Below are 25,297 nucleotides of genomic sequence, written 5' to 3'. Positions count from 1 at the left end.
GGGTGCGTTGTCGGTTTCTACGGAGCTACTTGCGCGAAAATATGCCCTGCCCGTTTTTACTGCGCAACATCGCCCTTGAAATTGGCGGATAAACGCTACCCGGGCGCGAAAGTCGAACTATTCGACCATGATTAAACTGCCATTTCCGACGTGACGATGGATGGCCGCGTTGTCGTGGCGAAAAAATAGAATTCGATTCGCGTGACTCGGTAGGCACGTTCAAATACGAAGCCGGGCGCGTCCCATGAGAACGCGGCCCGGCTCGGTAGGCAATCGGCGGATCCGCGCCGCCGGTTGCGTTTGCGCTAATTGAACGATTTAGCGCATCGGCGGCGTTTCGCCCGCACGCAAATCGAATACGAGCACGTGGGCGTCGCGCCCCTGCGTCAATGTCAACGCTTGCTCGTTGCGCAGTTTGGCTCCGTCGCCTGCCTTAAGCGCAATCCCGTTGAGCGTGACTTCGCCTTCGGCGACGTGCACATACGCGTACCGTTCGCTCGGCAGGGTCAGCGATGCGGTTTCGTCGCCGGTCAGTTGCGCGGCATAGACGCGAGCGTCTTGCCGCACGGCGAGCGCGCCGTCGCCGCCTTCCGGCGAGAGCATCAAGCGCAACTTGCCGCGCTTCTCCTCGGCGTCGACATGCATTTGCTGGTACCGGGGCGGCGCGCCGAGCGATGCGGCGGACGGCAGGATCCAGATTTGCAGGAAGTGCACGGGGTCCTTCGGCGACGGGTTGTACTCGCTATGAGCGACGCCGCTTCCGGCACTCATCAACTGAACGTCGCCCGGCACGATCGTCGAACCGTTGCCCATCGAATCGCGATGCTCGAGCGCACCTTCGAGCACATAGGAAAAAATCTCCATGTCGCGGTGGGGATGGCGGCCGAAGCCGCGTCCGGCGGCGACGCGGTCGTCGTTGATCACGAGCAGGTCGGAAAAACCGGCTTGCTCGGGGTCGAAGTACTGCGCGAACGAGAAGGTATGGCGCGAGCTGAGCCAGCCGTGTTCGGCCACTCCGCGATCGGCTGCCCGTCTGATTTCGATCATTATCGTTCTCCGAAACGTTAGGACACCAAACGAATGCATCACAGCAGGTGTCGATGGCTAGGCAGTCTATGCCAACGTCCCGGCCGCCAGAAGACGCACGGCGCCGACTCACCGTCTCAGGAATGGGACAATCGCGGGGCACCCTTGGCGGCAATGGCGCCCGCGGGCATTCGTCAGGATGGGACGCGGATGGCCTCGACCGGCAGACGCACGACGATCGTGAAGCCGGCGCCCTCGTCGCTCCGCACGGAAAGCGTGCCCCCGAACTGCGCGGCACGTTCCGCCATGCCCGATAGTCCGAGCGACGCCGGCCGGCGGCTGTCGCCGGCGGGTGCTTTGCCGACACCGTCGTCGACGATCCGTAGCGTGCACGCGTCCCCGTCGCGGTAAAAATCTATCGTGACGGTACGCGCGCGGGCGTGACGCGCAACGTTGGTCAGGGCTTCCTGGACGATACGAAACAGCGCGGTGGCGGCTGCCTCGGAAACCGTGATGTCGTCGGCCCGGAATCGGCACGCCAGCCGGACGTTGGCGCGGTTCGCGAATTCGGCGGCGAGCCATTCGATGGCAGCCGGAAAGCCGAGTGTCTCGAGTGCGAGCGGCCGCAGTTGCCGGGTCATTCGCTGAACGGAGTTCACCGCCATTTCGATCTGCCCATGCAAATCGCGAATGGCCGTGCCCAGAGGGCGGCGGTGCTGTCCCGCGCCGGCAAGGCGCTCGACGCGCCGCGCCGTCAATTCCAACGTGTTCAACTGTTGGCCAAGGTCGTCGTGCAATTCCTGTGCGATGCGCTTGCGTTCATGTTCGCGGACGGCTTGGGCGGCAAGCGCCGCAGCGGGTGCGGCATGATCGTCGGAGCCTCGGCGTACGCGAACCGGCTCGGCCTGCGTCGCGAACCGGAAGCGGTCGCATAGCGTCAAGCTGGTGCGCAAGGCGGCGAGCAGGTCGTCGGCGGCTTGCCGCTCGGCGGAACCGGGCGCGAAGCGCTCTACACGTTGCGCTTGTTCCTCGACCAGACGGGCCGCGACCCCGATTGCGCGGTCGATGGCCGGCTCGACCGGAAGCAAGGGCGAATGAGCGGGCGGGGAAGAGAGCCGCTTGTCGTGGAAAGCGTTCACACGATGTCGTGATCGTCGATCAACTGATTGCGCACCGCGTAGCGCACGAGCGCTGCGTCACTGGCAAAGTGCATGGCCTGGCAGATGCGCGCCTTGTAGTTGCCCACGGTTTTCGCGCTGAGACTCAGCGCGCGGCCGATCTCGGTCGCGTTTTGCCCGCGCGCGAGCCGCATGAAGATATCGAATTCGCGGTCGCTGAGTTGCTGGTGCGGTGCCGTTTCGGGCGGCGCGACGAGGTTTTGCGCGATGTAGTCGGCCATCCACGCGCCGACGTAGGTGCCGCCCGCCGAGACCTTGCCGATGGCGCACGAGAGTTCCTGCGCCGCCGCGTGCTTGGTCAGATAGCCTTGCGCGCCGGCCATGAAGGCGCGCAACGCGTAATGACGCTCCTCGTGCATCGTCAAGACGAGTACTTTCAAGTGCGGGGCTTCGTCGCGGATTTTCCTGATCAATTCGATTCCGCTGCGCCCGGGCATCGAAAGATCGAGCAATAAGACGTCCGCGCGCGTACGGCGAACCAAGTCAAGCGTGGACGCGGCATCCGATGCCTCGCCTACAACGCTCACGTTCGGCAGGCCGTCGAGGACTTCTCGCAGGCCTTCGCGAAACACGGGATGATCGTCCGCCAGCAGGATTCTCGCGGTGTGCAATTGGCGGCCGTCGAGGGTGCCGTCGGCCGTCACGCGCCTGCGATCGGAAATAGCGGTACTCATTGAATGTGCGAGAGATGCGGGTGCGATGATCGAGCGTGCCGCCATCATAATCCCCCGCATTGGTCTTATTGATTCAGGTTTTCCCTGCGGTATGCCCGCTCGGTTATTCATTGCATCGTACAGTGAGATTCGTCCCGGCAACAAGTTGCTTTCGCATCCAAATACGCATAGCCGCGCACGGCTAGCGCGATCGTTTCGGTTTAACGTCGGCGAGCACACTCGGAGCATGCTCGCTCAAATAGCGCCATAACCGCTCGGCGACAGGGCCGTGAGGCCGATCGCCGCGGCGGGCGGCCACGATTTTCTCGCGCGCACCCGGTAAGTGCCGGCCGGCCAGCGAGCGCAAACGATCTTTGCGTAAATCGTCTTCGATCATATGGCGCGGTAAATGTCCCCACCCCAAGCCATACAATATGATTTCTCGCTTCATCGATTGATCGCTCACCGTGCATTGCGCCGCGCCCTCTACAACGAAATAGTCGCGTGCGGGCGTGTGCCGCGCGGTATCGCGCATGACGCATTGCGTGAGTTCGCGCAAGTGCTCCGGTTTGACTGATTTCGGCAATTTATCGGGCAGCAATGACGGCGCAATGACCGGCACGAGTTCGACCTCGCCGATGGCGATCCACTCGATGCGAGGATCGGCCTTGTCGATCCGATGCAAGATGAGATCGGCATCGCCGTCGAGCAGGCGTTCCTGCGGTCCGGCCACGGCTTCCACGTGCAAGTGCAAACGCGTGCCGGGACAGGTGCCGAAGAATCCCGAAAGTAAGGCGAGCGTGCGCTCGCGCGGGCAAAGGTCGCCGATGACGACGTGCAATTCGGACTCTTCCCCCATGGCGAGTTGCGCCGCGTAGGTGCGCAGCCCGGCGAATTCGTTCAGCAGCGCTTGCGCTTTGCTATGGAAGGTGCGCCCTTCGGCCGTCATACGCACGCGATAGCCGCTGCGATCGAGTAACGCGAGTCCCAATTGCCGCTCGAGGCGCGCGACGGCCGCGAACACCGCGGGGTGCGAGCGATGCAATGCCGCCGCCGCTGCCTGAAAGCCGCCGGCGCGCACCACCGCATCGAAGCAGTGTAGATCGTGGAGAGTGAATTCGTTCATGGAATAGGCGCGGAGAACCGGGCGTGCCGGTGACGTTACAAAGAATATCCGAACTTTGTAATGTCTTTCCCTGGGCCGTCAAATTACGATGCTTGCGTCGAACCGAATTCCCTCAACCCCTATCGAGGAACAGATTCCATGGAAGCGCTCTCGCATTTCACCGCGGGCGACGGTGCCCGCATTGCCTATCGATTCGATGGGCGCAAAGACGCACCCGTGCTCGTGCTGTCCAATTCGATCGCCACTTCGCTCGCGATGTGGGACTCGGTGATGCCCGATCTCGTCGAGCATTTCCGGGTGTTGCGTTACGACACGCGAGGTCACGGCGCATCGGATGCACCGGCGGGAGCCTATTCGATCGACCGGCTCGGCCGCGATGTCGTCGAATTGCTCGACGCGCTCGAACTCGAGCGCGTGCATTTTCTGGGCTTGTCGCTGGGCGGCATGATTGGACAGTGGCTCGGCATCCGCGCGCCGGAACGTATCGAGCGGCTCGTGTTGAGCAATACGTCGGCGTATCTTGGGCCGGCGCACTATTTCGACGAACGAATCGCACAGCTCGCGCATATCGACGATATGCGCGAGACGGCCGAGGGTTTTATCCGGAATTGGTTCTCGCAAGCGACGATCGACGCACGCGTGCCCGCGGTGGATGCGTTTCGGCGGATGGTCCTCGACACGCCGCCGCAAGGACTGGCCGGTGCCTTTGCCGCGGTGCGCGACCTCGATTTTCGACGGACGGTGGCGCTGATCGATCGACCGTCACTCGTTATCGCGGGCAAGGACGATACGGTGACCTTGCCCGCACATGGAGAAGCGATCGCGGCTGCGATCGCGGGGGCACGCTATCTGTCGCTGCCTTGCGTGCATTTACCGAATGTCGAGTCGCGGCAAGCATTCGTCGATGCGGTAGCCGCGTTCTTACTCGAGAGGCGCGTGAATTAACGGCCGAAGTACAACGCGTCGACCGCGCCGGGGGACACGGGCGCGCCCGAAGCCGACGAACCGACGCGTACGCCGCCGATCGCTTGATCCTTGCCGTTTTGGGCATCGACGCGCGCTTGAGCGAGTTGTGCGTCGGCCGGGTAGTACGGATCGTTGCCGAGGCTGCGCGGGCCGCCCGCCTGTTCGAATTGCACGAGTTGAGCCTTGACGTCGGCGCGCGTCAACGGGGCGTTCGATTGTGCGAAAACTGCGACGGGAGCGGTCATCGCGGCGGCGATGAGCACGGATTGAATGAGCGATTTCATGACAACTACCTCCAAAAGTTTGTTTTGCTGCCTGTTTGCATCGGGTTCGTTTCGTGAACCGATGACTGCAGTCTAGCGATTGGAGGAGCTAGGGTTAACGCCTAATTTTCAAAATCATTTTTGCACTTTCGTTCGCAATCAGTGCTTACTCATGGCCGGCGCGATCGGATTGGTACATGTTTTTTCGACCGCTTGCGGCTGCAAGATCGTGACCGCGCGGCCCGCCTCGCGCCATGCATCGATACCGCCCTTGAGCGGCAGCACGTCCAGAAAGCCGGCTTCGTTCAATTTCTTGGCCATCCAGGCCGCCGATACTTCGTTCGGGCAAGAGCAGTAGACGACGATCTTTTGATTGGGCAGATAGGCCGAAATGACTTCATCGAGTTTGCGGTCGTCGGCGAAACGCGTGCCGGGGATGACGTAGGGGTCTAGTAGGCGCTTCTCGTCCGATCGAATGTCGAGGATGACCGGCGCGGGTTCGCGCAGCATGAGTTCATAGAGTTCGTCCACGTTGATACGAGCGTCGGACAACTTATTCATCAGCGCGTGCCGCCGTATCCAGCGGTAGGCCGCGTACGCGGCGAGCAGCGCTGCGATCACGAAAATGCTCGCATGTCCCAATTGGCCCATGGCGGCGAAGAACCAATCGATCTGATGCGAGACGAGGGCGCCCATGCCCAAGCCGAGAGAGGCCCAAATCAGGGCGCCGATTCCATCGTGCGCGACGAACGCGCGATACGGCGTGCCGAGCGCGCCTGCCATCGGCACGGAAAGCAGCGACAGCCCCGGCACGAGTTTCGACACGGTCAGCACGCGCACGCCCCAGCGCCCGAAAAAGCGCTCGGTCTTCTTCACGCAGGTATCGCGCGACAGCGACAAGCGGCACAGGGTTTTAAGCGTGGCGCCGCCATAGCGCCGCCCGGCGAAGAACCAGACGCTGTCGCCGATAACCGAGGCAATGACGGCCAGCGCGAGGACGGGTACGAACTGGACGCCGATCGACGTGGGGTGCAACGTCGCCATCGCGCCGAATAGGACGAGCGTGGGCATGGCGGGCACGGGCATGCCGAGTGCCGCCGCAAGCGCATTGACGAAGACGAGTGCCGGGCCGTAACGCGCGACCAGGTCGTGAAGCATCGAGGTACCTCGTTGGAACGTGCCGCGCGAAATGGGCGGCATGCGCGGATTATGCCGCGTTCGATGCTTTACTGCTTCAGGCGCGCAATAGAAAAAGCGCCTAGCCGATTAAAAGGCTAGGGGCTAGAGGTTAGGGGGCTAGGCGAAGCCGCCGATGACCGGCGACGGAGGTATCGATCCGAACCGGCATGCGCGCGTCGCGTGGCGACGGCGGGCCGCAACCGGTTCGGTGCAGCGAATGTTCTTTAACGCGGCCGGCGTGCTCACTGCGGCGCCGTCGGCTCGTTTCATCGTGCTATCTATCTTGCGGGATTCAACGGCAGCTTCAACGGCCGAAATAGATCGCGTCGGTCGTGCCCGCGTTAATGGGCGCACCCGAGGCGAACGTGCCGGCGCGTACGCCGCCCACGGCTTGGTCGTTCGCGTTTTGCGCGAGCGTGCGCACTTGCGCGGCTTGCGTGTCGTTCGGATAGTACGGGTCGTGGCCGAGGGCGCTCTTGCCGGCGACTTGTTCGAATTGAACGAGTTCGGCTTTCACTTGAGCGCGCGTGACCGGCGCATTGGACTGTGCGAACACGGCGACCGGGGCAGTCAAAGCGGCGGCGATCACGACGGATTGAATCAGCGATTTCATGACGATTACCTCCAAAAGTTATGTGTCTTGCTGTTGCAGCCGGTTCGTTGTGTGAACCGATGCACGCAGTCTAGCGATCGGAGGTGCTAGGGTTAACGCCCATTTTGATAAATCATCGTTACGGTTTTGCTCATAATCGGCACGACGCGGGTTCGATATGGCGGTTTTTTGCGGAGCGGGTATGCAATTTTTCTTACGAAAAGCTTTCGTTTTTATCGGCTTATCGTGTGCGCAGGCAGTGGCGTTCGCGCAAGTGCCGAATACGGTTCAACTGGAGGATTTGACCTGGACGGAGGTGCGTGCCGAACTCGCCGCCGGCAAGACGACGATCATCGTCCCCATCGGCGGTACGGAGCAAAGCGGCCCGTACGTCGCGCTGGGCAAGCACAACGCACGTGTGCAGATTCTGGCGGCACGCATCGCCCGCGGGCTCGGCAACGCACTCGTCGCGCCCGTCGTTGCCTATGTGCCGGAGGGCGGCTATTCGCCGCAGAGCGCGCATATGCGTTTTCCGGGCACCATTACGGTTTCGGACGACGTCTTCGAAAAAATGCTGGAATCCGCTGCCAATAGCTTCGAAGTGCATGGCTTTAGAAACGTGGTGTTTCTCGGCGACCACGGCGGGTATCAGGACGATATCAAGCACGTCGTCGCGCGGTTGAACAAGGCGTGGGCCGACGGCAAAGCGCGAGCGTTCGTGCCGCCCGAGTATTACGGCGAAAGCTCGACCGGTTATGCCCGGATGTTGCGCGAGAAAGGCTATCGCGACGATGAGATCGGCACCCATGCGGGGCTCGCCGATACCTCGTTGCTGTTGGCCGTGGCGCCGCGAATGGTGCGGTTGGATGCGCTGCGAACGGCGCCGAAGCCCACGGCCGCGGACGGCGTCTACGGCGGCGATCCGCGGCGCTCGAGTGCCGAACTCGGGCAAATGGGCGTGGAGGCGATCGTCGCGCATACGGTCGAAGCCATTCGCAAGGACACGGCGGGCCGTTGAGGCGCAACTCCGCCACGCACATCGGGAGGGGCTATGGGTTCAAGAAGACAGAGCAAGGCCGGGTTCGCCGCATGGCTGGGCGCCGCGCTCGCGAGCGGCTGTTTGGCGTTGGCGCCGGTCGCGACGAGTGCCGCCGCCTCGGCGGTGCAAACCGTACCCGGTATGCCGAGCGTTGCGGATCCATCGAATCTGTACGGCGAGGCGGGCGTGAATCGTTTGAGCCCGGCCGTGAGCGGCGCGCTCTCGCGTGTGTACGTACCGAACTTGCGCTCGAACGATGTCTACGTCATCGATCCGGCGACGCTGAAAGTGGTCGACAAATTTCCGGTCGGACGCAGCCCGCAGCACATCGTGCCGTCATGGGATTTGAAAACGCTCTGGGTGACGAACAACGCCGAAGGGCGCACCGATGGCAGCCTGACGCCGATCGATCCGATGACGGGCAAGCCCGGGCCGGCGATCGCCGTGGACGATCCCTACAACATGTATTTCACGCCTGACGGCCGCGAAGCCATCGTCGTGGCCGAGGCGCATGCGCGGCTCGATTTTCGCGATCCGCATACCATGCGGTTGATTTCGAGCCTCGACGTGCCCGAATGCAAGGGCATCAATCACGCCGATTTCTCGATCGACGGCAAATACGCGATCTTCACATGCGAGTTCGGCGGCAAGCTCGCGAAGATCGATATGGTCGATCGCAAGGTGCTCGGTTACTTGGTTCTTCAAGCGAAGGGAATGCCGCAAGATATCCGCGTTGCGCCCGACGGCAAAGTGTTCTACGTGGCGGACATGATGGCCGACGGTGTCTACGTGATCGACGGCGACACCTTTACGAAGGTCGGCTTCATCAAAACAGGTGTAGGCACGCACGGACTCTATCCGAGCCGCGACGGCAGCAAGCTTTATATCGCCAATCGCGGATCGAACCTCGTACATGGTCCGCGCCACGGCAAGGGCAGCGTCTCCGTGCTCGATTTCGCGACGCGCAAGGTCGTCGCGAATTGGCCGATTCCGGGAGGCGGCAGCCCCGACATGGGTAACGTGAGTGCCGACGGCAAAACGTTGTGGTTATCGGGGCGCTTCGACGACGTGGTGTATGCCATCGATACGAGCACCGGCGCCGTGAAGTCGATCGCGGTCGGCATGGAGCCGCATGGGCTAACCGTCTGGCCGCAGCCCGGGCGTTACTCGCTTGGGCATACGGGCAACATGCGTTAGTTGCGCGGCGGCCGCGCGCCGCCGTTGCCTCGTTTATGCGCTGCGCTTGGCCGGGCGCAGCGCATAGGCGCCGTCGCCGAGCAAGAACAGCGCGACGAGCGCGACCGCCCAGAACGCCGGATACTCCCAGCCGCCGCCTTTGTTCGTGAAGAGCCAGCCGTTGGCGCCATGCACGAGCACGACTGTCCCCAGCATTTCGACTGCCAGCGGCAGGGCCACCCATGAGGCGTAGACGCCGAGTATCAGCGCGATACCGCCGATGAGTTCGAGGGCGATCGTGAGGTAGGCGGCCACGGCCGGCAGACCGAGCGATGCGAAGTAGCCGACGAAACCGGGCACGCTGAAGACGAACAGCTTCAGGCCGACGTGTGCGAGAAACAGAATGCCGAGGCTGACACGCAGCAGCAAGGCGGCGAGCGGGGCGGTTTTTTCGTTGATCATGATGGTCATCGTTGACGATTAGGAACGATTGCGGCGATCGAGAGGTCATTGCCCAACCCCTCGCGCCGCAGCTCGAGTGTGGCGCCACGATACGACGGCCGGGGGGCGGCATCAACTCGGCTATGATTCATCCATCATTTACTGCTGGTTGACGATCGGATGGATACGCTTACGAGCATGCGCGTTTTTCGCCTCGCGGTGGAAGCCAAGAGTTTCGCGGCGGCCGCGCGCCGGTTGGACATGTCCCCGGCGATGGCGAGCAAACATGTCATGCACCTGGAGCGCCGGCTGGGCACTTTGCTGCTCAATCGAACGAGCCGCCATTTGAGCTTGACCGAACCGGGGGCGACGTATTTCGAACACGTTCGTCAACTGCTCGACGAACTCGACGACGTCGAATCGGCTGTCGGCCAATCGACGGCGGCGCCGCACGGCACGCTTAAACTCAGCGCGCCGGTGTGGATGGCGAATCCCGATTTCGTAGCCGTCCTGAACGATTACCGGACGCGATATCTCGAGGTTCGTCTAGACGTCGATTTATCGGGCCGTTTCGTCAATCTCGTCGAGGAAGGTTTCGATCTTGCGTTGCGGGTGACGAACCCGCTGTCGCTCGGCCCGGCGCTGATCGCGCGGCCCATTGCGCCGGTGACGTTTCAATTGGTGGCCTCGCCGCGCTACTTGCGCAAAGTCGGCGTGCCCGCCGATGCGCAAGCGCTATCGGCGCATACGATGCTCGGCTATTCGATGTTTCCGGCAAACAATGCACTCGAAGTGGAGGGACCGCGCGGCGTCGAGGTGCTCAAATTCGAGTCTGCCTTGCAGACCAACAACGAATCGCTGCTGCGCTTGGCGGCGCTCGAGGCAATGGGGCTCGCATTCTTGCCCAATGCGCTCATCGCCCGAGATATCGAGGCGGGCCAGCTCGAGGCCGTCCTCACGGATTACCGCTTTTTCGGCACGAAGTTGTACGGCGTTTATCGCCATCGGAAATACCTCTCGCCGAAAGTGCGCACGTTTCTCGATTTCCTTTGCGACGATGCGCGGCTGCGCTGACGTGCGAGTAGGTTAGGATCTCGCCTTCGGCTCAATCCAATAACTATTTCTCTCATGTCGAATTGGTTGCTTCAATTGGCCGTCGTGATCCTCGTGACATCGGCTTGCGGCGTGCTCGCGCGGCGAATCGGGCAGGGCAAGGTCGTCGGCGAACTCATTGCGGGTTTGTTGCTCGGGCCCTCCGTGCTCGGCGCCATCGGCGGAGCCGGCTATCGACTTCTATTCAATCCCGCGTCCGCGACGCTGCTGTCGAAGCTCGGCGAACTCGGCCTCGTCTTTTTGATGTTTCAAACCGGGGCCCATATCGTCGGCGATATGCCGAAGACGCGCACCGCCGCGTGGCCGCCTTTCGTCATCGCGGCGTTCGGTATGGCAGTGCCGTTCGGCATGGGATGCGCGCTCGCGAGCTTCGGCGACGGTGCGTTCGTGCCGCCGCACGTTCCGCGTATCGCCTACGTGCTCTTTTGCGGTATTGCGCTATCGGTGTCGGCATTACCGGTGATGGCACGTATCGTTACGGAAGCAGGCATTGCGCAGCATCATGCCGCCCGCTTGTCGATTCTCGCGGCCACCGTGACGGATGCGGTGGGGTGGCTTTTGCTCGCCGGCGTCGGAGCGCTGGCGAAGTCGGGGTTTTCGACGCAATCGGCGCTTTACGGCCTGCTGCAACTGGCGGGATTTTTTGCGGTATCGGTCACGATCGTGCGGTTGGCAATGCAAGGGCTGCTCGAAGTGGCAAAGCGTTCGGGCGGCCATTCCGCCATGCTCGTGTGCGCGCTGTGCTACGTGTTGCTTTCGGCCTGGGCAGCGACGGCATTCGGGCTGCATAGTGCCTTCGGCGCGCTGATCGCGGCCGTGAATATGTCGCGCCGGCGCGATCTGCTTCAGTTCTGGCAACGCCGTTTCAGCGGCCTAGCCGATGTCGTGCTCACGCCGCTGTTCTTTGTCAGCGCAGGTATGCAGGCGTCGGTGTCGGCCCTGCATTCACCGATGCTACTGGCGTGGCTTGCGCTGTTTTTCGCCGCGGGCGTGGCTGGCAAATACGCGGGATGTTATATCGGCGCGCGGCTCTGCAAAATCGCGCCCGAGGATTCGTATCTGATCGGCGTGCTGATGAATAGCCGCGGTACGGTCGAACTCATGGTGCTCAGCATCGGGCTGCAATTGCAGTTGATTTCCGCATCCCTCTACACCGTACTGCTGATCGCGACGCTGGCGACGACGGCGGCAAGCGCGCAACTCGCGCATCGCTGGGCGCGCAAGCGCGATCCGGTGCGACACGCCGTACCGGCGGCGGCAGGGTAGCGCCATCCCGCTCCGGGCATTCTTGCGCTTCGCCTGTCAGTTCTGGCAGTAGGTTTTGCCTTGTTTCAATGTTGCAATGACGCGGGCACCACGGCCCTTGCCCGGCGGCTCGGCTCTCATGAGCGCCGATACGTGTCGTTTCGGCCGCTACGAAGCAGCGGAGGCGCGATGAGCACGGCATATCGTTGGGATAGGCGGCTGGTGGAGATAACGGGCGGGGCTTTGCTGGCGAGCGCCGTGACGATCGCGACGATCTCGAACGCGCGGGCGCAGGCCACGGTGCAGTTCTATGGAATCGTCGACGATGCGCTGACCTTCACGACGAACCAGGGTGGTGCGCACGCATGGGCCCAAACGAGCGGCGTGGGCCAATCCGATCGCTGGGGACTGAGCGGCGTCGAGCCTCTCGGAAACGGCCTGCGGGCCGTCTTCCGCCTCGAAAACGGTTTTACGCTAACCGATGGCCGGCTCTCGCAGGGCGGGCTGGAATTCGGGCGCCTAGCGTTCGTCGGCCTCGTCAGCGACCGGTTCGGATCGCTGACGCTCGGCCGGCAGTACGACTTCATGTCGACGAACCTCACCCAATTCGCCGCCGGTACGTTGACGCCCTCGGTATTCGCTTTTCATCTCGGCGATCTGGACCGGCTAGGCGCCGAGCGTCTCGACAATTCCGTTCGTTATGTGACACCCGAATGGGGCGGCTTCCAATTCGGCGCGCTCTATTCGTTCGGCGGACAGCCGGGCAACTTCGTTGCCAACAGCGCGGTGGCGTTCGGCGCAAAGTACGCGCGCGGTCCGTTCCGCGCGGGCGCCGCCTATATCGGTATTCATAACTACACGGCGGCATTCGGTATCGGCACGTCGGTGGCCGGCGTACCCCTCGTCGGCACGCGCGCGCAAGGGCTGCTGCCGCAGTTTCAGGTGTTCGACAAACTGACCGTCGAGGGTGTCGGCGCCGGTTATCAATGGGGGCCCGCGTTTTTGCACGGTTTGTTTACGCTGGTCGGTTTCCGCCAAAACGGTGCAAGCGCCTGGCTGCGAACCGCCGAAGGCGGAGCGAAGTATTCGATGACCGACGCGCTCTCATTGGCCGGTAGCTATGCGTACTCGAAGCTTGGCCCCGCGCATTGGAATCAATTCGTGGCTGGTATCGATTACGCTCTGTCCAAACGAACCGATGTCTACGGGAACGCTGTCGTTTTACGCTCGAATCAAGGCGTGCGCGCGCAATTATTTTCACTCCCCGCCTCGAGTTCCAATTCGCAAACGGTCGTTTCAATCGGTCTTCGTCATCTTTTTTAACGCGCAAAGCGTCCGATCGTTTCGGTAATTTCGATCGATAAATTCGGTAATGGCTCAATTGCTTGTCAGCATTAACTGACACGGCCCTTAGAGGGTTTGCGTCGATAGGGTTTGTTTGACTTGAATCAACCTTCTCGACCGTTATCCTTCGTACAAATGAGTCTACAAAAACGACTTTCTTTGCGGCTTCCAACGCCTATTCGGTAGCCGCTTCACTTTGACGCCCGCATGAAGTCGGGCGCGCGTGCCGGAGCCAATGAGTCGGATTACCGACCGGACCGGCAATCGATTGACTAACGTTTGCAGCATTCGGCGCGGCCGGCGGGCGGCCTCGCTGGAGGCATGCGCGCATTCGCTTCGCACCTGCCGCGTTCCGGCTACGGTGCGCGGCGCTGGGGAAACGAAGTGCGCGAGGTGTTGAAACTGATGCGACGGGTGAGTCGCGACGGGTACGCCATGGGTTTTGCCGTGGGCGTACTCGTACTCGCGCTGTCGATTACGCTAACCGTTTACTCGATCTGCGTGCAATTCGTCGAGCGCGAGGCGAAGCTGCGTTTCGATAACGACTCGAGTAGCGTCGAGCAGCAAATCGCGGTGCGCGTGCGGCTTTATACCGACGTGCTCGTGACGATGCGTGCGTTGTTCGGAGAGGACGCCCATATTACCCGTGCGGAATTTGGCGATTTCGTCGCGGGTCTAGATTTGCCCGGCCGTTATCCGGGATTTCAAACGCTCAATTACGCCGCCTATGTGCGCGCGGCCGGTGTTCGCGCTTTCGAGGCGGAGCAGCGGCACGACGCGATTCTGCAAGCGGCCGGGATCGACTTTGCGATTCATCCGCCGGGCTTGCGCGACAACTACGACGTTCTGACCTACCTCGAACCGCTCGCCGCCAACCGCGAGGCGGTGGGCCTGGACCTGGACGCGGTCGCGAATCGGCGCGCGGCCATGGAAACGCTGCGCGACACTGGTGAGCCGATCAGTAGCGGACGGTTGATTCTGGACGATCGCGGCGCGCGATTCGTCGGTCTCGCGATGCGCATGCCTGTTTATCGCAAAGGGATGCCGATCAAGACGGTCGAGCAACGCCGCCTCGCTTACGTCGGTTCGGTCGGCGCCGGCATTCGCGTCAACGACATGATGAACGGGCTGCTCGGTGCCGAAACACTGCGCGTCATCAAATTCAAGATTTACGACGCCGGCAAGGTCAACGCATCGCCTGCGCCTCTCTCGAGCGCATCGTTGCTTTACGACAGCGTGAACGGCGTCGCCATGGATGTCCCAGCCCGCAAGGGCGCACTGGCACGCGGTGCCGCGCGCGCCGCCACCGCGATCGCGCCGCAGGCGCCGCGCGGCGTCCGCGCGGCCAAGCTCGCGATGCTGAGCCGACAGGTGGAGCAGCCGTTCGCGGGACGCCGGTGGGTGATCGCATTTTCGGCCAATGTGGCCGAGTTGAGCGGCACGCAACGCGTTCTGCCCGATGTCGTATTCGTGGCCGGCGTCGTGATCAGCCTGTTGCTGGCGGGGCTGGCTTACGCGCTGTCGAGCTCGCGCTCGCGGGCGGTCAGACTTGCCGACAAGATGACCTACGACCTGCGCGAAAGCGAGGCGGCGCGCGCCGAGGCGCAAAGGATCGCGCATCTGGGCGATTGGCGCGTGCTGGTGGACGACGCGCGCGTGCATTTATCGAGGGAGATGGCTCGCTTGATCGGCTCGCGGGTCCCTACGCTCGAGCTGCGCGCCTTACTGCGCGCGATCGATCCGCGCGATCGGGGCGCGCTGTTCGAACAGGCGAGAGGGGCGATGAAGACGCGCGATGCGTTCGAGCTCGAGTGCCGCTATCGTTCGCGGCGCGGACGATACGGATGGCTGCGCGTGATCGGACATGCGTACGGCCCGGCGGATGCGCCGATGCTGCGCGGTACCGCGCTCGAAATCACAAAACAAAAATCGATCGAGCTGACACGCGATTTGGAACATGCGTTCACGTTGTATCTCGCGACGGCGGGCAACGAGTTCGACGTTTGCCGGCATCTGATCGAATCGATCGTGCACGGCATGGACTGGGATGGGGGGGCGTTCCGTCCGACGGCGGCCGGCACGAAGCAATTGCTCTGCGCAACGTCGACGGCGATCGATAGTGCCTTCGAAGCCTGGCTTCTCGTGCATGGGCCCCATGTGATCGCCGAAGACGATGCGCCCGCCGCGCCTCGGTGGAGCGTGGTGGGCGGCGGCGCGCCGCGCGTGCGCTCCGAAGGTTGGCTCGCCGATGCCGGCATCGTCACGACGTTTTCGTTCCCGCTGCGTTTGGGTTCGGTCGTGGTGGGAGTGGCGGAGTTTTATGCCCGCGAAAGGCGCCATGTCCACCCGCAAGCCCTCGTCATGGCGCGCTCGATCGTGAGCCAGGTGAGCCACTTCCTGCAACGCCGGCAGGCCGAGGACAACCTGCATTTTCTCGCGACGCACGATGCGCTCACCGGTTTGCCCAATCGCTTGATGTTCCGCGAGCATCTGGACGAGTTGCTGGCGCGCGCTCGAGCCGATGCCACGGCGCTGCACGTTCTGTTCATCGATTTGGACCGGTTCAAGGATGTCAACGATTCGCTCGGGCACAACGTGGGCGATTTGCTGCTGCGCGCGGTGGTGGCGCGCTTGCACGATGCGTTGACGCAGGTCGAGATGATTGCCCGTCTTGGCGGCGACGAGTTCGTCGTCCTCATCAAGCATCCAAGCGATGGCGGGGGCATCGTCATCGAAACGATCGATGCGATCCAAGCGGCGCTTGCGCATCCGATCCAGATCGGCGGCTCGCAACTGCAGGTGAGCGCGAGCATCGGCGTGAGTTCGTTCCCCGGCGACGGCGAAGATGCGCAGACGCTGCTCAAGCATGCCGATATGGCGATGTACGGCGCGAAGCAGCGCGGCAAGAACACGTATCAGATGTACGTGCGTCAAATGAGCATGTCGTTGCATCGGCGCGTGGAGATGGAGACGCAGCTTCGCCATGCCGTGGAGAACGGCGAGTTCACGCTCGTTTATCAGCCGCGCATCGACCTGCGCACGAATCATTGCACGGGCGTCGAGGCGCTTCTGCGCTGGCACAACCCGGCGCTCGGTGCGGTGCCGCCCTCCGAATTCATTCCGGTGGCGGAGGAGACCGGGGCCATCGTGCCCATTGGGGCTTGGGTTCTGCGGGAAGCTTGCCGGCAAGCGGCCGAGTGGTGCGCATTGGGATTGGCGCCCATCCATGTCGCCGTCAATTTGTCCGCGCGGCAGTTCGCCGACCCGCATTTGCACGAAAGCATTCTCGATGCGCTCGCCGATGCCCGGCTCTCGGGCGAGTACCTGGAACTCGAACTGACCGAGAGCATGGTCATGCGGCATCCGGAACAAGCCGTGCGCTGGCTGTCGGCGATCAAGCGCACGGGCGTGCGCCTCTCGATCGACGATTTCGGCACCGGGTATTCGTCGCTCGCGTATCTGAACCGCTTCCCGATCGATACGGTCAAGATCGACCGGTCGTTCATCCGCAACGTCCCGGATAGCCATAGCGACACGCAAATCACGAGTGCCGTCATCGCACTGGGGCACAGCCTCGGGCTGACCGTCATCGCGGAAGGCGCCGAAACGCAAACGCAAATCGATTTTCTCCGTAAGGAAGGCTGCGACGAAGTGCAGGGGTACTTCTTCAGCCGCCCGATCCCCGCTGCCGATGTCGAGGGTTTTCTCGGCAAAGCAGCGGACCCCGGTCTCGCGTCTTCGACGAGACCGTCAGCCAATGGCGCTGGAGTCAGCCGACCAGAGCGCTTTCATCAGTCTTGAAGGAATAGCATCATGCAGACCATCAAACGGGGCATCGCCGACATGTATCAAGCCATCGATGAGTTGGATTTCAGCCGGATCAAGGCCAAGCTCATGCATCGGCGCGACGGTGTGATCGCGCTGCGTCAGATCGAGCGCGCGGAGGCGGGGTATCGACGGTTTTTGAAGCTCGCGGCGAAGTTCCCGAATGCACCTATCGTGCCCAGCCAGGAAGTGGATGAGTTCTGGCATATGCATATCCTCGACACGCAGCGCTACAGCGCCGATTGCGAGCGGATTTTCGGCTATATGATCCATCACGATCCGTACAGCGGGATAGACGGGGCATTGGAAGAGGCGCAGCATCGGGCGCTCGCCGCGGCGAGCGACGAGTTGGCGGCGCGCGAATTCGGCACGCCGGGGCAAGCGCAAGCCGGCTACTGCGTGAAGCCGGAAGCGAAGGGCGACGCGCAAGCCGCTTACTGCGTGAAGCCGGAAGCGAAGGGCGACGCGCAAGCCGCTTACTGCGTGAAGCCGGAGGCGAAGGGTGATGCGCAAGCCGCTTACTGCGTGAAGCCGGAGGCGAAGGGCGACGCGCAAGCCGCTTACTGCGTGAAGCCGGAGGCGAAGGGCGGCGCGCAAGCCGCTTACTGCGTGAAGCCGGAGGCGAAGGGCGACGCGCAAGCCGCTTACTGCGTGAAGCCGGAGGCGAAGGGCGATGCGCAAGCCGCTTACTGCGTGAAGCCCGAAGCGAAAGCCTATTGCGTCAAGCCTGCCGCACAAAACGATGCCGGAGGATACTGCGTTCGCCCCGTGGCAACGGGAGCGGCGTATTGCGTTCGGCCCGTCGCCGCGCCGGCGGCGCGGCGTAGCGCCTGATCGGTATCGGCGATCGGCGGGGCGCCTCGAACCGAGCCGCCCCGCGCGGGTTGCGATGCCCGCGTTTTCCCACATCCGAGCATCACCGGCCCACCTTAGAGGTGAGGCGCGGCGGCCCTCCTATTGCGCGTTCGCGCTACGTTGACCCAAATCAAGTCGATCCGAGCCTGCTCCGCGAAGATGAGGTCAGGCGCGACACGGTGGCGTGAAGCCGCCTCGGCCTGCGGTAGATGACTCGGTGTGGGAGACGGTAAATGGGAATCGGCATGCACATCGTGTATCTGGGGTTTCCCGGGGAAGCACGAATCGAGGCCGAGGCTGGCGTTCAACTGTTGCGGCTCATGCGTTTCGCGTCGCGGGTAGGCGCTTGCCATTTGGCGATCGAACTCCTGCACGGCCCGGGCGGCAAGTACTACGACGCGCGGCTCGACATCATCACGCCCGACAAAGAACTGATCGCCCTTCCGCACTGCTCGGAGACGCAACCCGAAGCCGCGGTGCGCGCCGCCTTCGATTATGCGGAGCGCGAGCTCACGCATCGAGGCGCCGATTTTTCCCGGCTGAACAAGTGAGATAGGACCGCGCGTCGGAACGAATCGCCGGTCTACTTAAGCGCCGTCGAATTTTTCGCGTGCCAGGCGCGCGATCGTCTCCATCGCCAGATCGAATTCGGTCGTTTTGTCGAAGAAATAATCGGCGCCGGCGATGACGCTCGCCTCGCGAAACACGGGTGACGCGTAGTTCGTCAGCACGATCGTCACGATCGGATCCGTACGATCTCGCAACGCGTGGAGCAGGTCCATCCCGTTGCTGTCGATCAAGCGCAGATCGAGGATGACGGCTTCGGCGTCGGTGTCCTCGATGCCTTTTAGCGCGGTTTCGACGTCCTCGGCCTCCCCTACGATGCGCGCGGCGCCATTGGGCCCGATATGCATGGCCAAACGATCGCGCACGAGGGTCGACTCGTCGACGACGAATACTTTTAGCGGTGACCGGTTGTTCGATTCCATGCGAACAGTATCGTCAGCGCTTTATGAAATAAAAATCGGTTCGGTAGGAATTGGTTGTAGGTGACGGCGAACTCGCTTGTAGGGCGGCGCCTACAAGCGAGGCCGCCGCCCCGCGCGACGGCCTTTCGATGCACTCCGGGCCTGTTGCGACGTTACCTTTCGTTACAAGTCTTCGCTGTCCTCGAACAGCTTGTGCTGAATCGCGTAGCGCACCAAGGCCGCTTCGTGCGGCATCTGCATTTTTTCGAGAATGCGCGTTTTATAGGTGCTGACCGTTTTCGCGCTGACGCACAATTCGTTGGCGATCTCGCTGATCGTCTGGCCCGATGCGATGCGGCGGAAAACGTCGAATTCACGGTCGGACAGCCGCTGGTGCGGCAGCATGTCGGTCGGTTCGTTCAGGCTTTGCGCGAGCCGCTCGGCCATCGATAGGCTCACGTAGACGCCGCCCGCCGAAATCTTGGTCAACGCCGAAACGAGTTCTTTACTGGCGCTTTCTTTCGTGAGATATCCCGATGCCCCCGCCTTGAACGCGCGCACGGCGTATTGCTGTTCCGCGTGCATCGTCAGCACCAGTACGCGCAGCGCGGGCAGCTCTTCCTTGATCTGCTTGACGAGTTCGATGCCGTTGCGTCCCGGCATCGACAGGTCGAGCACGAGAACGTCCGCCGGCGTGTTGCGTACGAGGGAAATCGTGGTCGGTCCGTCGTAGGCTTCTCCCACGACTTCGAACCCGCTCGTGCCTTCGAGAATGTGACGCAAGCCGTCACGCACCAGCGTGTGGTCGTCTGCTAATAGTACTTTGGTCATGGCAGCGCCTCTTCCTGTTGTATTGCGGCGAGCGGGATTCGCACCTTCAACGTGAAGCCTTTTTTCACGGCGGTATCGATGGAAACCGAACCGCCCAGGATGTGCACGCGCTCGCGAATACCCAGCAGGCCAAACGATTTGTCCCCGGGTCGCTCGTTGCGGACCGCGCCCGATGCGCCGCGGCCGTTATCGGCGACGGATACGACGCAATGGTCGTCTTCGACGACGAGCGTAATGCGAACTTGTGTCGCCTCCGCGTGTCTTGCCACGTTCGTGAGCGCTTCCTGAATGATTCGAAAGACGGTCGTCGCGCCGTTGCGCGAGAACTGCACGCCGCCCGGCTCGACCCGTCGCTCGATTTCGATCCCGTAGCGGGTCGTGAAATCGGTCAGCAGCCAGTCGATGGCGGGCATGAGGCCGAGATCGTCGAGCATGACCGGACGCAAGTCGGCGGCGATGCGGCGCACCGAGCCGACCGTGGAATCGATGAGGCGGCGCATCCCGTGCAATTGGGCGAGCACGGGCGGCGGGGCGCTCGGCATTTCTCCGAGCGACTGCTCGACCGCGGACAGATCCATCTTCAAGGCCGTGAGTTGCTGGCCGAGGTCGTCGTGCAACTCGCGCGCGATACGGGTTTTCTCGTCCTCGCGCACGCTCTGCAAGTTCGCCGAGAGGGCGCGCAACTCTTGGCGCGAGGCCTTCAGGGCATCTTCGGCGCGCATGCGTTCGGTCACATCGCGCAGCATCACGGTGTAGAGCTTGCCTTGCGCGTCGTGAATCTGCGCAATCGACGCTTCGATCGGAAACTCCTCGCCGTCGGCGCGCAGGCCGACGAGAACGGGTTGCTGCCTTCCCATCCTGCGCTCGGTCACACCCGTCTCGCCGAATCGCTCGACGTATTTACGATGCGCCTCGCGGAAGCGCTCCGGAATGAAACGGTCGATCGGAGCGCCGATCGCTTCCATCGCCGAACAGCGAAACACTTGCTCGGCGGCGGGATTGAACATGACGATGCGCTGTTGTTCGTCGGTGGTGACGATCGCTTCGCCCGAGGAGCGAATGATGGCCATCAACCTGGCTTCGTCCTGCGAGGCGCGCGATCGCGCCATGCCTGCTTCCGCAAGCGTCATGCCCCGTTTGCGCACGAAGACGAACACCGCGGCGCCAGCCGCGAGCGCGGCGCCGAAGCCCGCGGCGGCAATGGCGCTGCCGCTGAATTCGGCCGACGCCACGAGGGCGGGATCGCTCGTGGCAAACGTGACCGAGAGCGCTTCGCCGCCGAAGTGCAGCGTATCGGTGCGCTGGAATCGGGGCCGGCCGGCGTATTGGGCGCCGACGGGGATGCCTGGCGGATAAAGCAGCATCGACGGCTCTCCGCCCGCGACATGCAGCCCCATGCGCGGCTCATGCGCGGCGACGCTTGCGAACAAGTACTCCGTGTCCAGGCGTGCGACGGTGAAGCCCATGAGCGAAGCGCGCCGAGCCGCGACGAGCGCCGGCGGCGGCGCGCTGCGGTACACCGGTAAGAGCAGGTCCACCCGTGCGCGTGTCTGGCTTTCGGTCGATTCCGTTTCGAGCGTGCTTTCGTGCGGTAGCGGCCGGATCGACATGGCGACCTGGCCGCTGTTGGCCGCGCGGATCAGCGCGGCGCGCGTCTCGTCGCTCACGCCGATATCGTTGCCTTCCAATCCGTCGCCGCGCGGCGGCCACATCAGCGTCGTATGCGCGAGCGCGCCGCTTGCCGCTGCAGCCGGCGAGGGTGCGATCGCGGTGGCCTCGGCATAGCCGAGGGAGCGCACGCATGGCGGCGCGTCGTCGAGATCGAGGCGCGAGACGTAGCGATCCCAAGCGTCGGGCGAGGGCGCGCCGTCCCCCGACGATTGCGCTTGCGCGACGACGAAGCCGCTCGCGCCGCGCAGCAATTGCGTGCAAAGCAGCAATTCGCGCCGGATATCGGAATCGACGTGCGAGGCGCGCGCATTGAACGTCGACTCCGCGACGTGGAGCAAGTGGTCGCGCACGATCCATGCGGCCACGAGCGACGAGGCGAATACGATGAACGCCGTGACTGCGGCCGCGAGCAGAGGGCCGCGCAGTGGCGCGCCAGGCTTGCCGTGCTTGCCGGCCGGCTTGGCGGAGGGGGACGGAGTTCCGGCTACGGGCATGCGCATCCTGCGGGTCATCGCGTTCCCGCACCGTGCGGGCGACGGGCGGGGCCAAAAAACGAATCTGCGAGCGCACGGCGCGCCAACCCGCAGACTTCTGACAAATTGTCCTCGATTCGTGCTCGGATGCCAATGGCGCGGGTATTCACGTACTTCGGTGCCCTGTAGCGAGCGGCGGGCCCGATTGCTTTGCGTGTTTTAACAGAATAGATCAGAGAAAAAAAAGACGCCCGCACGATGGCGGGCGCAAACGATCGCGCAGGGAGCCCGAGCCGCGGGCAAGCGATTGACCGGCTCGCGGTGGGCTTGGCCTGCGCGTTCCCGGAATGGGACGAAGCGTGGCGAATGTGCAAAAGCGGCTAATGCGACATGAAGACCGGTACCGTCATCGTTTCAAAGAGCGTGTGCGTCACGCCGCCCAACACGCGCTCGCGTGCGCGGGCATGCCCATAGGCGCCCATCACGAGCAGATCGGCATGACGATCGCTGAGCTGATTGAGCAAGGTCGCACCCGTCCCCATGCCGCTCTGGCGGGGAACGCTAGCAAAGCTCGCGCGAACGCCGTGCCGCTCCAAATAGGCGGCGACGTCGATTTCCTCGGCCGTCGAATCCTCGGGCCGTTTGCTGACCGATACGACGGTCACGAACCGTGCCCGTTTCAGTATCGGCACCGCGTCGGCGAGGGCGCGCGCGGCTTCGCGTCCGCCGTCCCAAGCGACGAGCACGCTTTCGCCGAACGTGGCCACACGTCCCGCGTGCGGCATCACGATCGCGGGGCGCCCTGCGCTCATGATCACGTCCTCGACGAAATAGCGCGCGATATGCGTGGCGGAATCTTCGGGGTCTTCTTGCCCGAAGACGAGCAGATCCGCATGCCGCGCGTGCAGCACGGCCGTTTCGACCGACGGCCCGCTCGGCGCGCGCCATTCGAACGGGCAGCCGGCGCGTTGGGCCTGCGCCGTGAATCTAGCTTGCGCGTCGTTCATGCGCTGCGCGTGGCGCGCTTCGTTCGCGCCGAGGTCGAGGCTTTCCTGGCCCGTTACGAGCGGACGCAGTACCTCCTGGCAAACGACGTAAAGGCCGATCAGATGCGCGCCGTATTTCAGCGCGAGGTCGCAGGCGAATGCGGTGCGCGCTTCGCTGCGGGCGCTGTCGTCGACATGGACGAGCAAGGTTTTGTAGCTCATGGCGGTTTCCTATTCCTTTTCGATGCGTGTGGCCTAGCGTGTGGCGGTCCGGTCAGTGCGACATCAGCACCGGTATCGTCATCGACCTCAATACGGTGCGCGACGCACCGCCCAGCACCAGTTCGCGCCAGCGCGCATGGCCGTAGCAGCCCATGACGAGCAAATCCGCGCTCAGGTCGGCCGCGTGCGAGAGCAGCGCCTCCCCGACCGCGCCGGCCGACGTTGCCGCCATCTCGTCCACCGCGACCGCGGCGCCGTGCCGGGCGATCACCGCGGCGATGTCGGCGCCGGGCAGCCGGCTGCCGGGCGGCTCGCCGCCTGGCGCGCCGAGCGTGACGATCGTGGTTTGCTTCGCGGTCCTAACGATCGGCAGGGCATCCGCGACGGCGCGTGCGGCTTCCCGGCTTTGATCCCAGGCGAGCACCACATGCGTGCCGAACGATGCGAACGTGCCGACATAGGGCACGACGAGCACGGGCCGGCCGGAATCGAGAATGAGGTGCTCGAGAAATTGATTGGCCACGAGCGACTCGGGGTCGTTCGGATCGAATTGGCCTGCGATGACCAAATCGGCGAAGCGGGCGGCCGCGGGTACGACTTCGTTGGCGTACGCCGTCGTGACGCGCCAGTCGCCTTGCACGCCCGTGCGGGCCGCCTCGGCCTTGAACGCGCGTTCGAGCAGTTCGCGTTGCTCCTGGCTCACGCGCTCGTGTTCGGCAAGAAACTCGGCGGAGCCGGCCATGACGTAAAACGAGCCGATTTCCGGCCGGGTGAGCGTGAGGATCGCGCTCAAGCGGGCGTCGAACCGCTGCGCGAGGCGAAACGCGAACTCCAGTCGCCGCTGCGCGGCTTGGCTCGTATCGAGGTGGACGAGAAGACTTTTGTAGCTCATTGCGCTCGCTCCGAAGAATGGCCGCGACGCTCGGCGCGTTCACGCGCGGCGTCATGACGAGTGACTTCGAGTGTAGGCATGGCGATCGATGGCGGCTTGACGCAAGTCAATCGATCGAGCGGGGCGCTCGCGCTCGCCTTGCATCCATCGCGCCGAAACTTGACCCAAGTCAGAGGCGAATGCGCCCGGCGCGGCAGTATCGATCTCATGCGATCGCACGAGTATCGAGGCGATCTTTTTTCGAAACGCAAGGAGCGCGTGATGAAAACGGATAGGCAATTGAAGCAGGAAGTCGAAGAGGAACTCGATTACGATCCCGCGGTGAATGCGGCCGACATCGGCGTCGAGGTCAAGGAGCGCGTGGTGACGCTGCTCGGGCATCCGTCGAGCTATGCCGAGAAAATCGCCGCCGAAAAAGCGGCTCAGCGCGTGGCCGGCGTCAAGGCCGTGGTAGTGGAAATGGTGGTGCGGTTGCCCAGCGGCGATCAGCGCACCGACGAAGATACGGCGAGCGCGGTACGCGCGATGTTGCGCTGGACCGTGGGTCTGTCTGAAGAGGCCGTCAAAGTGCAAGTGGAGAAGGGCTGGGTGACGCTGAGCGGCGAAGTGGCGAGCCCGCACTTGAGCCACCTGGCGACGCGCACGGTGAGTCATATGCGCGGCGTCACGGGCGTATCGAACTTGATTTCGGTGGCCGGCGGCAAAGCCGCGCAGGATATCGCCGAAAAAATCGAACGTGCGTTGCAGCGCCATGCGGAGCGCGAGGCGAAGCACATCCGAATCGACGTACGCGACGGGACGGTGACGCTCAAGGGGAAGGTGGGCTCGTATGCCGAACGTTCGGCGGCGCGCGGCGCCGCTTGGTCTGCCCCGGGCGTGCACGCGGTGATCGACGATTTGGATATCGGCTGAGGGCGCCGCGGCAGTTCAACGACCCCCGGGTCTGCGACACTTTATCGAGGAGCCGATGCCATGGCGCTTTCCGGATCAATCGAAGGGCCGGGCTGGCATGTGTCCGCGCATACCGCGTCCGCGCCCGACGGCTATGCCTGCACCGTACGCGTCGCGCATAGCGGCGCGTGCGGCGAATTCGAACACGAGTTCAAACATGCCGTCCGGCATCGGGTCGAACGCGAGGCGCTGCTGGCCGCCCTGCGCGAAGGCATGATGTGGATCGACCATAAGATGGCGCAAGGCTTCGATTTTTGAAGCCCGCGTGGCACGGGCGCGTGC

The 25,297-nt window shown here is 63.3% G+C and carries 24 protein-coding genes; 11 read left to right on the top strand and 13 right to left on the bottom strand.

All coding sequences use genetic code 11. The features are described 5' to 3' along the window. Positions 1-318: 318 nt before the first annotated feature. The 4 genes from C0Z18_RS20910 to C0Z18_RS20895 form a co-directional block, all read right to left on the bottom strand. Positions 319-1,047 (bottom strand): pirin family protein, encoded by a 729-nt coding sequence (locus tag C0Z18_RS20910; protein ID WP_102647342.1) that lies wholly within the window; start codon positions 1,045-1,047, stop codon positions 319-321. A 173-nt stretch (positions 1,048-1,220) separates the two neighbouring features. After that, positions 1,221-2,165 carry a sensor histidine kinase gene (locus C0Z18_RS20905; protein ID WP_102647341.1) on the bottom strand — a complete coding sequence of 315 codons (945 nt, stop codon included), beginning with the start codon at positions 2,163-2,165 and terminating at the stop codon, positions 1,221-1,223. Continuing rightward, positions 2,162-2,878 (bottom strand): response regulator, encoded by a 717-nt coding sequence (locus C0Z18_RS20900; RefSeq protein WP_102647399.1) that lies wholly within the window; start codon positions 2,876-2,878, stop codon positions 2,162-2,164. Before C0Z18_RS20900 ends, C0Z18_RS20905 begins: the two co-directional genes overlap by 4 nt. 181 nt (positions 2,879-3,059) lie before the next feature. Continuing rightward, the gene (locus C0Z18_RS20895) at positions 3,060-3,983 is read right to left on the bottom strand and encodes a LysR family transcriptional regulator (RefSeq protein ID WP_102647340.1); all 924 of its coding nucleotides are present in this window, start codon (positions 3,981-3,983) and stop codon (positions 3,060-3,062) included. Positions 3,984-4,121: 138 nt separating this feature from the next. Between C0Z18_RS20895 and pcaD the strand changes: the two genes are divergently transcribed. Further along, positions 4,122-4,928 (top strand): 3-oxoadipate enol-lactonase, encoded by an 807-nt coding sequence (pcaD, locus tag C0Z18_RS20890; protein ID WP_102647339.1) that lies wholly within the window; start codon positions 4,122-4,124, stop codon positions 4,926-4,928. On the opposite strand, the gene C0Z18_RS20885 is transcribed toward pcaD, so the two are convergent. The 3 genes from C0Z18_RS20885 to C0Z18_RS20875 form a co-directional block, all read right to left on the bottom strand. After that, on the bottom strand, positions 4,925-5,233 hold the full coding sequence (locus tag C0Z18_RS20885; RefSeq protein WP_102647338.1) for a DUF4148 domain-containing protein: 309 nt from the start codon (positions 5,231-5,233) through the stop codon (positions 4,925-4,927). The genes pcaD and C0Z18_RS20885 overlap by 4 nt on opposite strands. Positions 5,234-5,371: 138 nt before the next feature. Continuing rightward, positions 5,372-6,370 carry a DedA family protein/thiosulfate sulfurtransferase GlpE gene (locus C0Z18_RS20880; RefSeq protein ID WP_102647398.1) on the bottom strand — a complete coding sequence of 333 codons (999 nt, stop codon included), beginning with the start codon at positions 6,368-6,370 and terminating at the stop codon, positions 5,372-5,374. A 325-nt stretch (positions 6,371-6,695) separates the two neighbouring features. Next, positions 6,696-7,004, bottom strand: a complete 309-nt coding sequence (locus tag C0Z18_RS20875) for a DUF4148 domain-containing protein (RefSeq protein ID WP_102647337.1) — start codon at positions 7,002-7,004, stop codon at positions 6,696-6,698. A gap of 181 nt (positions 7,005-7,185) precedes the next feature. Here C0Z18_RS20875 and C0Z18_RS20870 point away from each other — a divergent pair, with 181 nt between their 5' ends. Both C0Z18_RS20870 and C0Z18_RS20865 read left to right on the top strand, forming a co-directional pair. Then, positions 7,186-8,001, top strand: coding sequence for a creatininase family protein (locus tag C0Z18_RS20870; protein WP_102647397.1), 816 nt, complete (start codon positions 7,186-7,188; stop codon positions 7,999-8,001). Positions 8,002-8,034: 33 nt separating this feature from the next. Further along, positions 8,035-9,219 carry a YncE family protein gene (locus tag C0Z18_RS20865; RefSeq protein ID WP_102647336.1) on the top strand — a complete coding sequence of 395 codons (1,185 nt, stop codon included), beginning with the start codon at positions 8,035-8,037 and terminating at the stop codon, positions 9,217-9,219. A 33-nt stretch (positions 9,220-9,252) separates the two neighbouring features. Here the strand turns inward: C0Z18_RS20865 and C0Z18_RS20860 are convergent, their stop codons facing one another. Then, entirely contained in the window at positions 9,253-9,660 is a 408-nt protein-coding gene (locus tag C0Z18_RS20860) for a DoxX family protein (RefSeq protein WP_102647396.1), read from the bottom strand. A 177-nt stretch (positions 9,661-9,837) separates the two neighbouring features. On the opposite strand from C0Z18_RS20860, the gene C0Z18_RS20855 reads away from it, so the two are divergent. The 6 genes from C0Z18_RS20855 to C0Z18_RS20830 all read left to right on the top strand — a co-directional run bounded on the left by C0Z18_RS20855 (position 9,838) and on the right by C0Z18_RS20830 (position 18,572). Then, the gene (locus tag C0Z18_RS20855; RefSeq protein ID WP_233217412.1) at positions 9,838-10,713 is read left to right on the top strand and encodes a LysR family transcriptional regulator; all 876 of its coding nucleotides are present in this window, start codon (positions 9,838-9,840) and stop codon (positions 10,711-10,713) included. A 54-nt stretch (positions 10,714-10,767) separates the two neighbouring features. Further along, a complete protein-coding gene (locus tag C0Z18_RS20850) occupies positions 10,768-12,018 on the top strand; it encodes a cation:proton antiporter (RefSeq protein WP_102647334.1) in 1,251 nt (416 codons plus the stop codon). Between the two features lie 168 nt (positions 12,019-12,186). Next, positions 12,187-13,320, top strand: coding sequence for a porin (locus C0Z18_RS20845; RefSeq protein WP_102647333.1), 1,134 nt, complete (start codon positions 12,187-12,189; stop codon positions 13,318-13,320). A gap of 342 nt (positions 13,321-13,662) precedes the next feature. Continuing rightward, the gene (locus C0Z18_RS20840; protein WP_102647395.1) at positions 13,663-17,142 is read left to right on the top strand and encodes a bifunctional diguanylate cyclase/phosphodiesterase; all 3,480 of its coding nucleotides are present in this window, start codon (positions 13,663-13,665) and stop codon (positions 17,140-17,142) included. 12 nt (positions 17,143-17,154) lie between these two features. Beyond that, positions 17,155-18,000 (top strand): glycine-rich domain-containing protein, encoded by an 846-nt coding sequence (locus tag C0Z18_RS20835; RefSeq protein ID WP_233217411.1) that lies wholly within the window; start codon positions 17,155-17,157, stop codon positions 17,998-18,000. A 254-nt stretch (positions 18,001-18,254) separates the two neighbouring features. Next, positions 18,255-18,572, top strand: a complete 318-nt coding sequence (locus C0Z18_RS20830) for a hypothetical protein (protein ID WP_102647332.1) — start codon at positions 18,255-18,257, stop codon at positions 18,570-18,572. Between the two features lie 36 nt (positions 18,573-18,608). Here the strand turns inward: C0Z18_RS20830 and C0Z18_RS20825 are convergent, their stop codons facing one another. The 5 genes from C0Z18_RS20825 to C0Z18_RS20805 form a co-directional block, all read right to left on the bottom strand. Further along, a complete protein-coding gene (locus tag C0Z18_RS20825) occupies positions 18,609-19,010 on the bottom strand; it encodes a response regulator transcription factor (RefSeq protein WP_102647331.1) in 402 nt (133 codons plus the stop codon). Between the two features lie 162 nt (positions 19,011-19,172). Further along, a complete protein-coding gene (locus tag C0Z18_RS20820) occupies positions 19,173-19,820 on the bottom strand; it encodes a response regulator (RefSeq protein WP_102647330.1) in 648 nt (215 codons plus the stop codon). Continuing rightward, positions 19,817-21,985, bottom strand: a complete 2,169-nt coding sequence (locus C0Z18_RS20815; RefSeq protein WP_102647393.1) for a PAS domain S-box protein — start codon at positions 21,983-21,985, stop codon at positions 19,817-19,819. Before C0Z18_RS20815 ends, C0Z18_RS20820 begins: the two co-directional genes overlap by 4 nt. A 359-nt stretch (positions 21,986-22,344) precedes the next feature. Further along, complete coding sequence (locus C0Z18_RS20810) at positions 22,345-23,172, bottom strand: universal stress protein (protein WP_102647329.1); 828 nt, start codon at positions 23,170-23,172, stop codon at positions 22,345-22,347. A 52-nt stretch (positions 23,173-23,224) separates the two neighbouring features. Next, on the bottom strand, positions 23,225-24,064 hold the full coding sequence (locus tag C0Z18_RS20805) for a universal stress protein (RefSeq protein ID WP_102647328.1): 840 nt from the start codon (positions 24,062-24,064) through the stop codon (positions 23,225-23,227). A gap of 261 nt (positions 24,065-24,325) precedes the next feature. Between C0Z18_RS20805 and C0Z18_RS20800 the strand changes: the two genes are divergently transcribed. Further along, positions 24,326-24,976 carry a BON domain-containing protein gene (locus C0Z18_RS20800; protein ID WP_102647392.1) on the top strand — a complete coding sequence of 217 codons (651 nt, stop codon included), beginning with the start codon at positions 24,326-24,328 and terminating at the stop codon, positions 24,974-24,976. A gap of 60 nt (positions 24,977-25,036) precedes the next feature. Next, positions 25,037-25,273 (top strand): UDP-glucose 4-epimerase, encoded by a 237-nt coding sequence (locus C0Z18_RS20795; protein ID WP_102647327.1) that lies wholly within the window; start codon positions 25,037-25,039, stop codon positions 25,271-25,273. The last annotated feature ends 24 nt before the right edge of the window (positions 25,274-25,297 follow it).

It is taken from the genome of Trinickia dabaoshanensis (genome assembly GCF_002879885.1).
Taxonomy (GTDB): domain Bacteria; phylum Pseudomonadota; class Gammaproteobacteria; order Burkholderiales; family Burkholderiaceae; genus Trinickia; species Trinickia dabaoshanensis.
This window is presented reverse-complemented; position numbering and strand designations above follow the sequence as displayed.

Coding starts and splice junctions, on each gene's coding strand:
- C0Z18_RS20910 (WP_102647342.1), bottom strand. CDS start 1,047: ATGATCGAAATCAGACGGGCAGCCGATCGCGGAGTGGCCGAACACGGC.
- C0Z18_RS20900 (WP_102647399.1), bottom strand. CDS start 2,878: ATGAGTACCGCTATTTCCGATCGCAGGCGCGTGACGGCCGACGGCACC.
- C0Z18_RS20895 (WP_102647340.1), bottom strand. CDS start 3,983: ATGAACGAATTCACTCTCCACGATCTACACTGCTTCGATGCGGTGGTG.
- pcaD (WP_102647339.1), top strand. CDS start 4,122: ATGGAAGCGCTCTCGCATTTCACCGCGGGCGACGGTGCCCGCATTGCC.
- C0Z18_RS20885 (WP_102647338.1), bottom strand. CDS start 5,233: ATGAAATCGCTCATTCAATCCGTGCTCATCGCCGCCGCGATGACCGCT.
- C0Z18_RS20880 (WP_102647398.1), bottom strand. CDS start 6,370: ATGCTTCACGACCTGGTCGCGCGTTACGGCCCGGCACTCGTCTTCGTC.
- C0Z18_RS20875 (WP_102647337.1), bottom strand. CDS start 7,004: ATGAAATCGCTGATTCAATCCGTCGTGATCGCCGCCGCTTTGACTGCC.
- C0Z18_RS20870 (WP_102647397.1), top strand. CDS start 7,186: ATGCAATTTTTCTTACGAAAAGCTTTCGTTTTTATCGGCTTATCGTGT.
- C0Z18_RS20865 (WP_102647336.1), top strand. CDS start 8,035: ATGGGTTCAAGAAGACAGAGCAAGGCCGGGTTCGCCGCATGGCTGGGC.
- C0Z18_RS20860 (WP_102647396.1), bottom strand. CDS start 9,660: ATGATCAACGAAAAAACCGCCCCGCTCGCCGCCTTGCTGCTGCGTGTC.
- C0Z18_RS20855 (WP_233217412.1), top strand. CDS start 9,838: ATGCGCGTTTTTCGCCTCGCGGTGGAAGCCAAGAGTTTCGCGGCGGCC.
- C0Z18_RS20850 (WP_102647334.1), top strand. CDS start 10,768: ATGTCGAATTGGTTGCTTCAATTGGCCGTCGTGATCCTCGTGACATCG.
- C0Z18_RS20845 (WP_102647333.1), top strand. CDS start 12,187: ATGAGCACGGCATATCGTTGGGATAGGCGGCTGGTGGAGATAACGGGC.
- C0Z18_RS20840 (WP_102647395.1), top strand. CDS start 13,663: ATGCGCGCATTCGCTTCGCACCTGCCGCGTTCCGGCTACGGTGCGCGG.
- C0Z18_RS20835 (WP_233217411.1), top strand. CDS start 17,155: ATGCAGACCATCAAACGGGGCATCGCCGACATGTATCAAGCCATCGAT.
- C0Z18_RS20830 (WP_102647332.1), top strand. CDS start 18,255: ATGGGAATCGGCATGCACATCGTGTATCTGGGGTTTCCCGGGGAAGCA.
- C0Z18_RS20825 (WP_102647331.1), bottom strand. CDS start 19,010: ATGGAATCGAACAACCGGTCACCGCTAAAAGTATTCGTCGTCGACGAG.
- C0Z18_RS20820 (WP_102647330.1), bottom strand. CDS start 19,820: ATGACCAAAGTACTATTAGCAGACGACCACACGCTGGTGCGTGACGGC.
- C0Z18_RS20815 (WP_102647393.1), bottom strand. CDS start 21,985: ATGCCCGTAGCCGGAACTCCGTCCCCCTCCGCCAAGCCGGCCGGCAAG.
- C0Z18_RS20810 (WP_102647329.1), bottom strand. CDS start 23,172: ATGAGCTACAAAACCTTGCTCGTCCATGTCGACGACAGCGCCCGCAGC.
- C0Z18_RS20805 (WP_102647328.1), bottom strand. CDS start 24,064: ATGAGCTACAAAAGTCTTCTCGTCCACCTCGATACGAGCCAAGCCGCG.
- C0Z18_RS20800 (WP_102647392.1), top strand. CDS start 24,326: ATGAAAACGGATAGGCAATTGAAGCAGGAAGTCGAAGAGGAACTCGAT.
- C0Z18_RS20795 (WP_102647327.1), top strand. CDS start 25,037: ATGGCGCTTTCCGGATCAATCGAAGGGCCGGGCTGGCATGTGTCCGCG.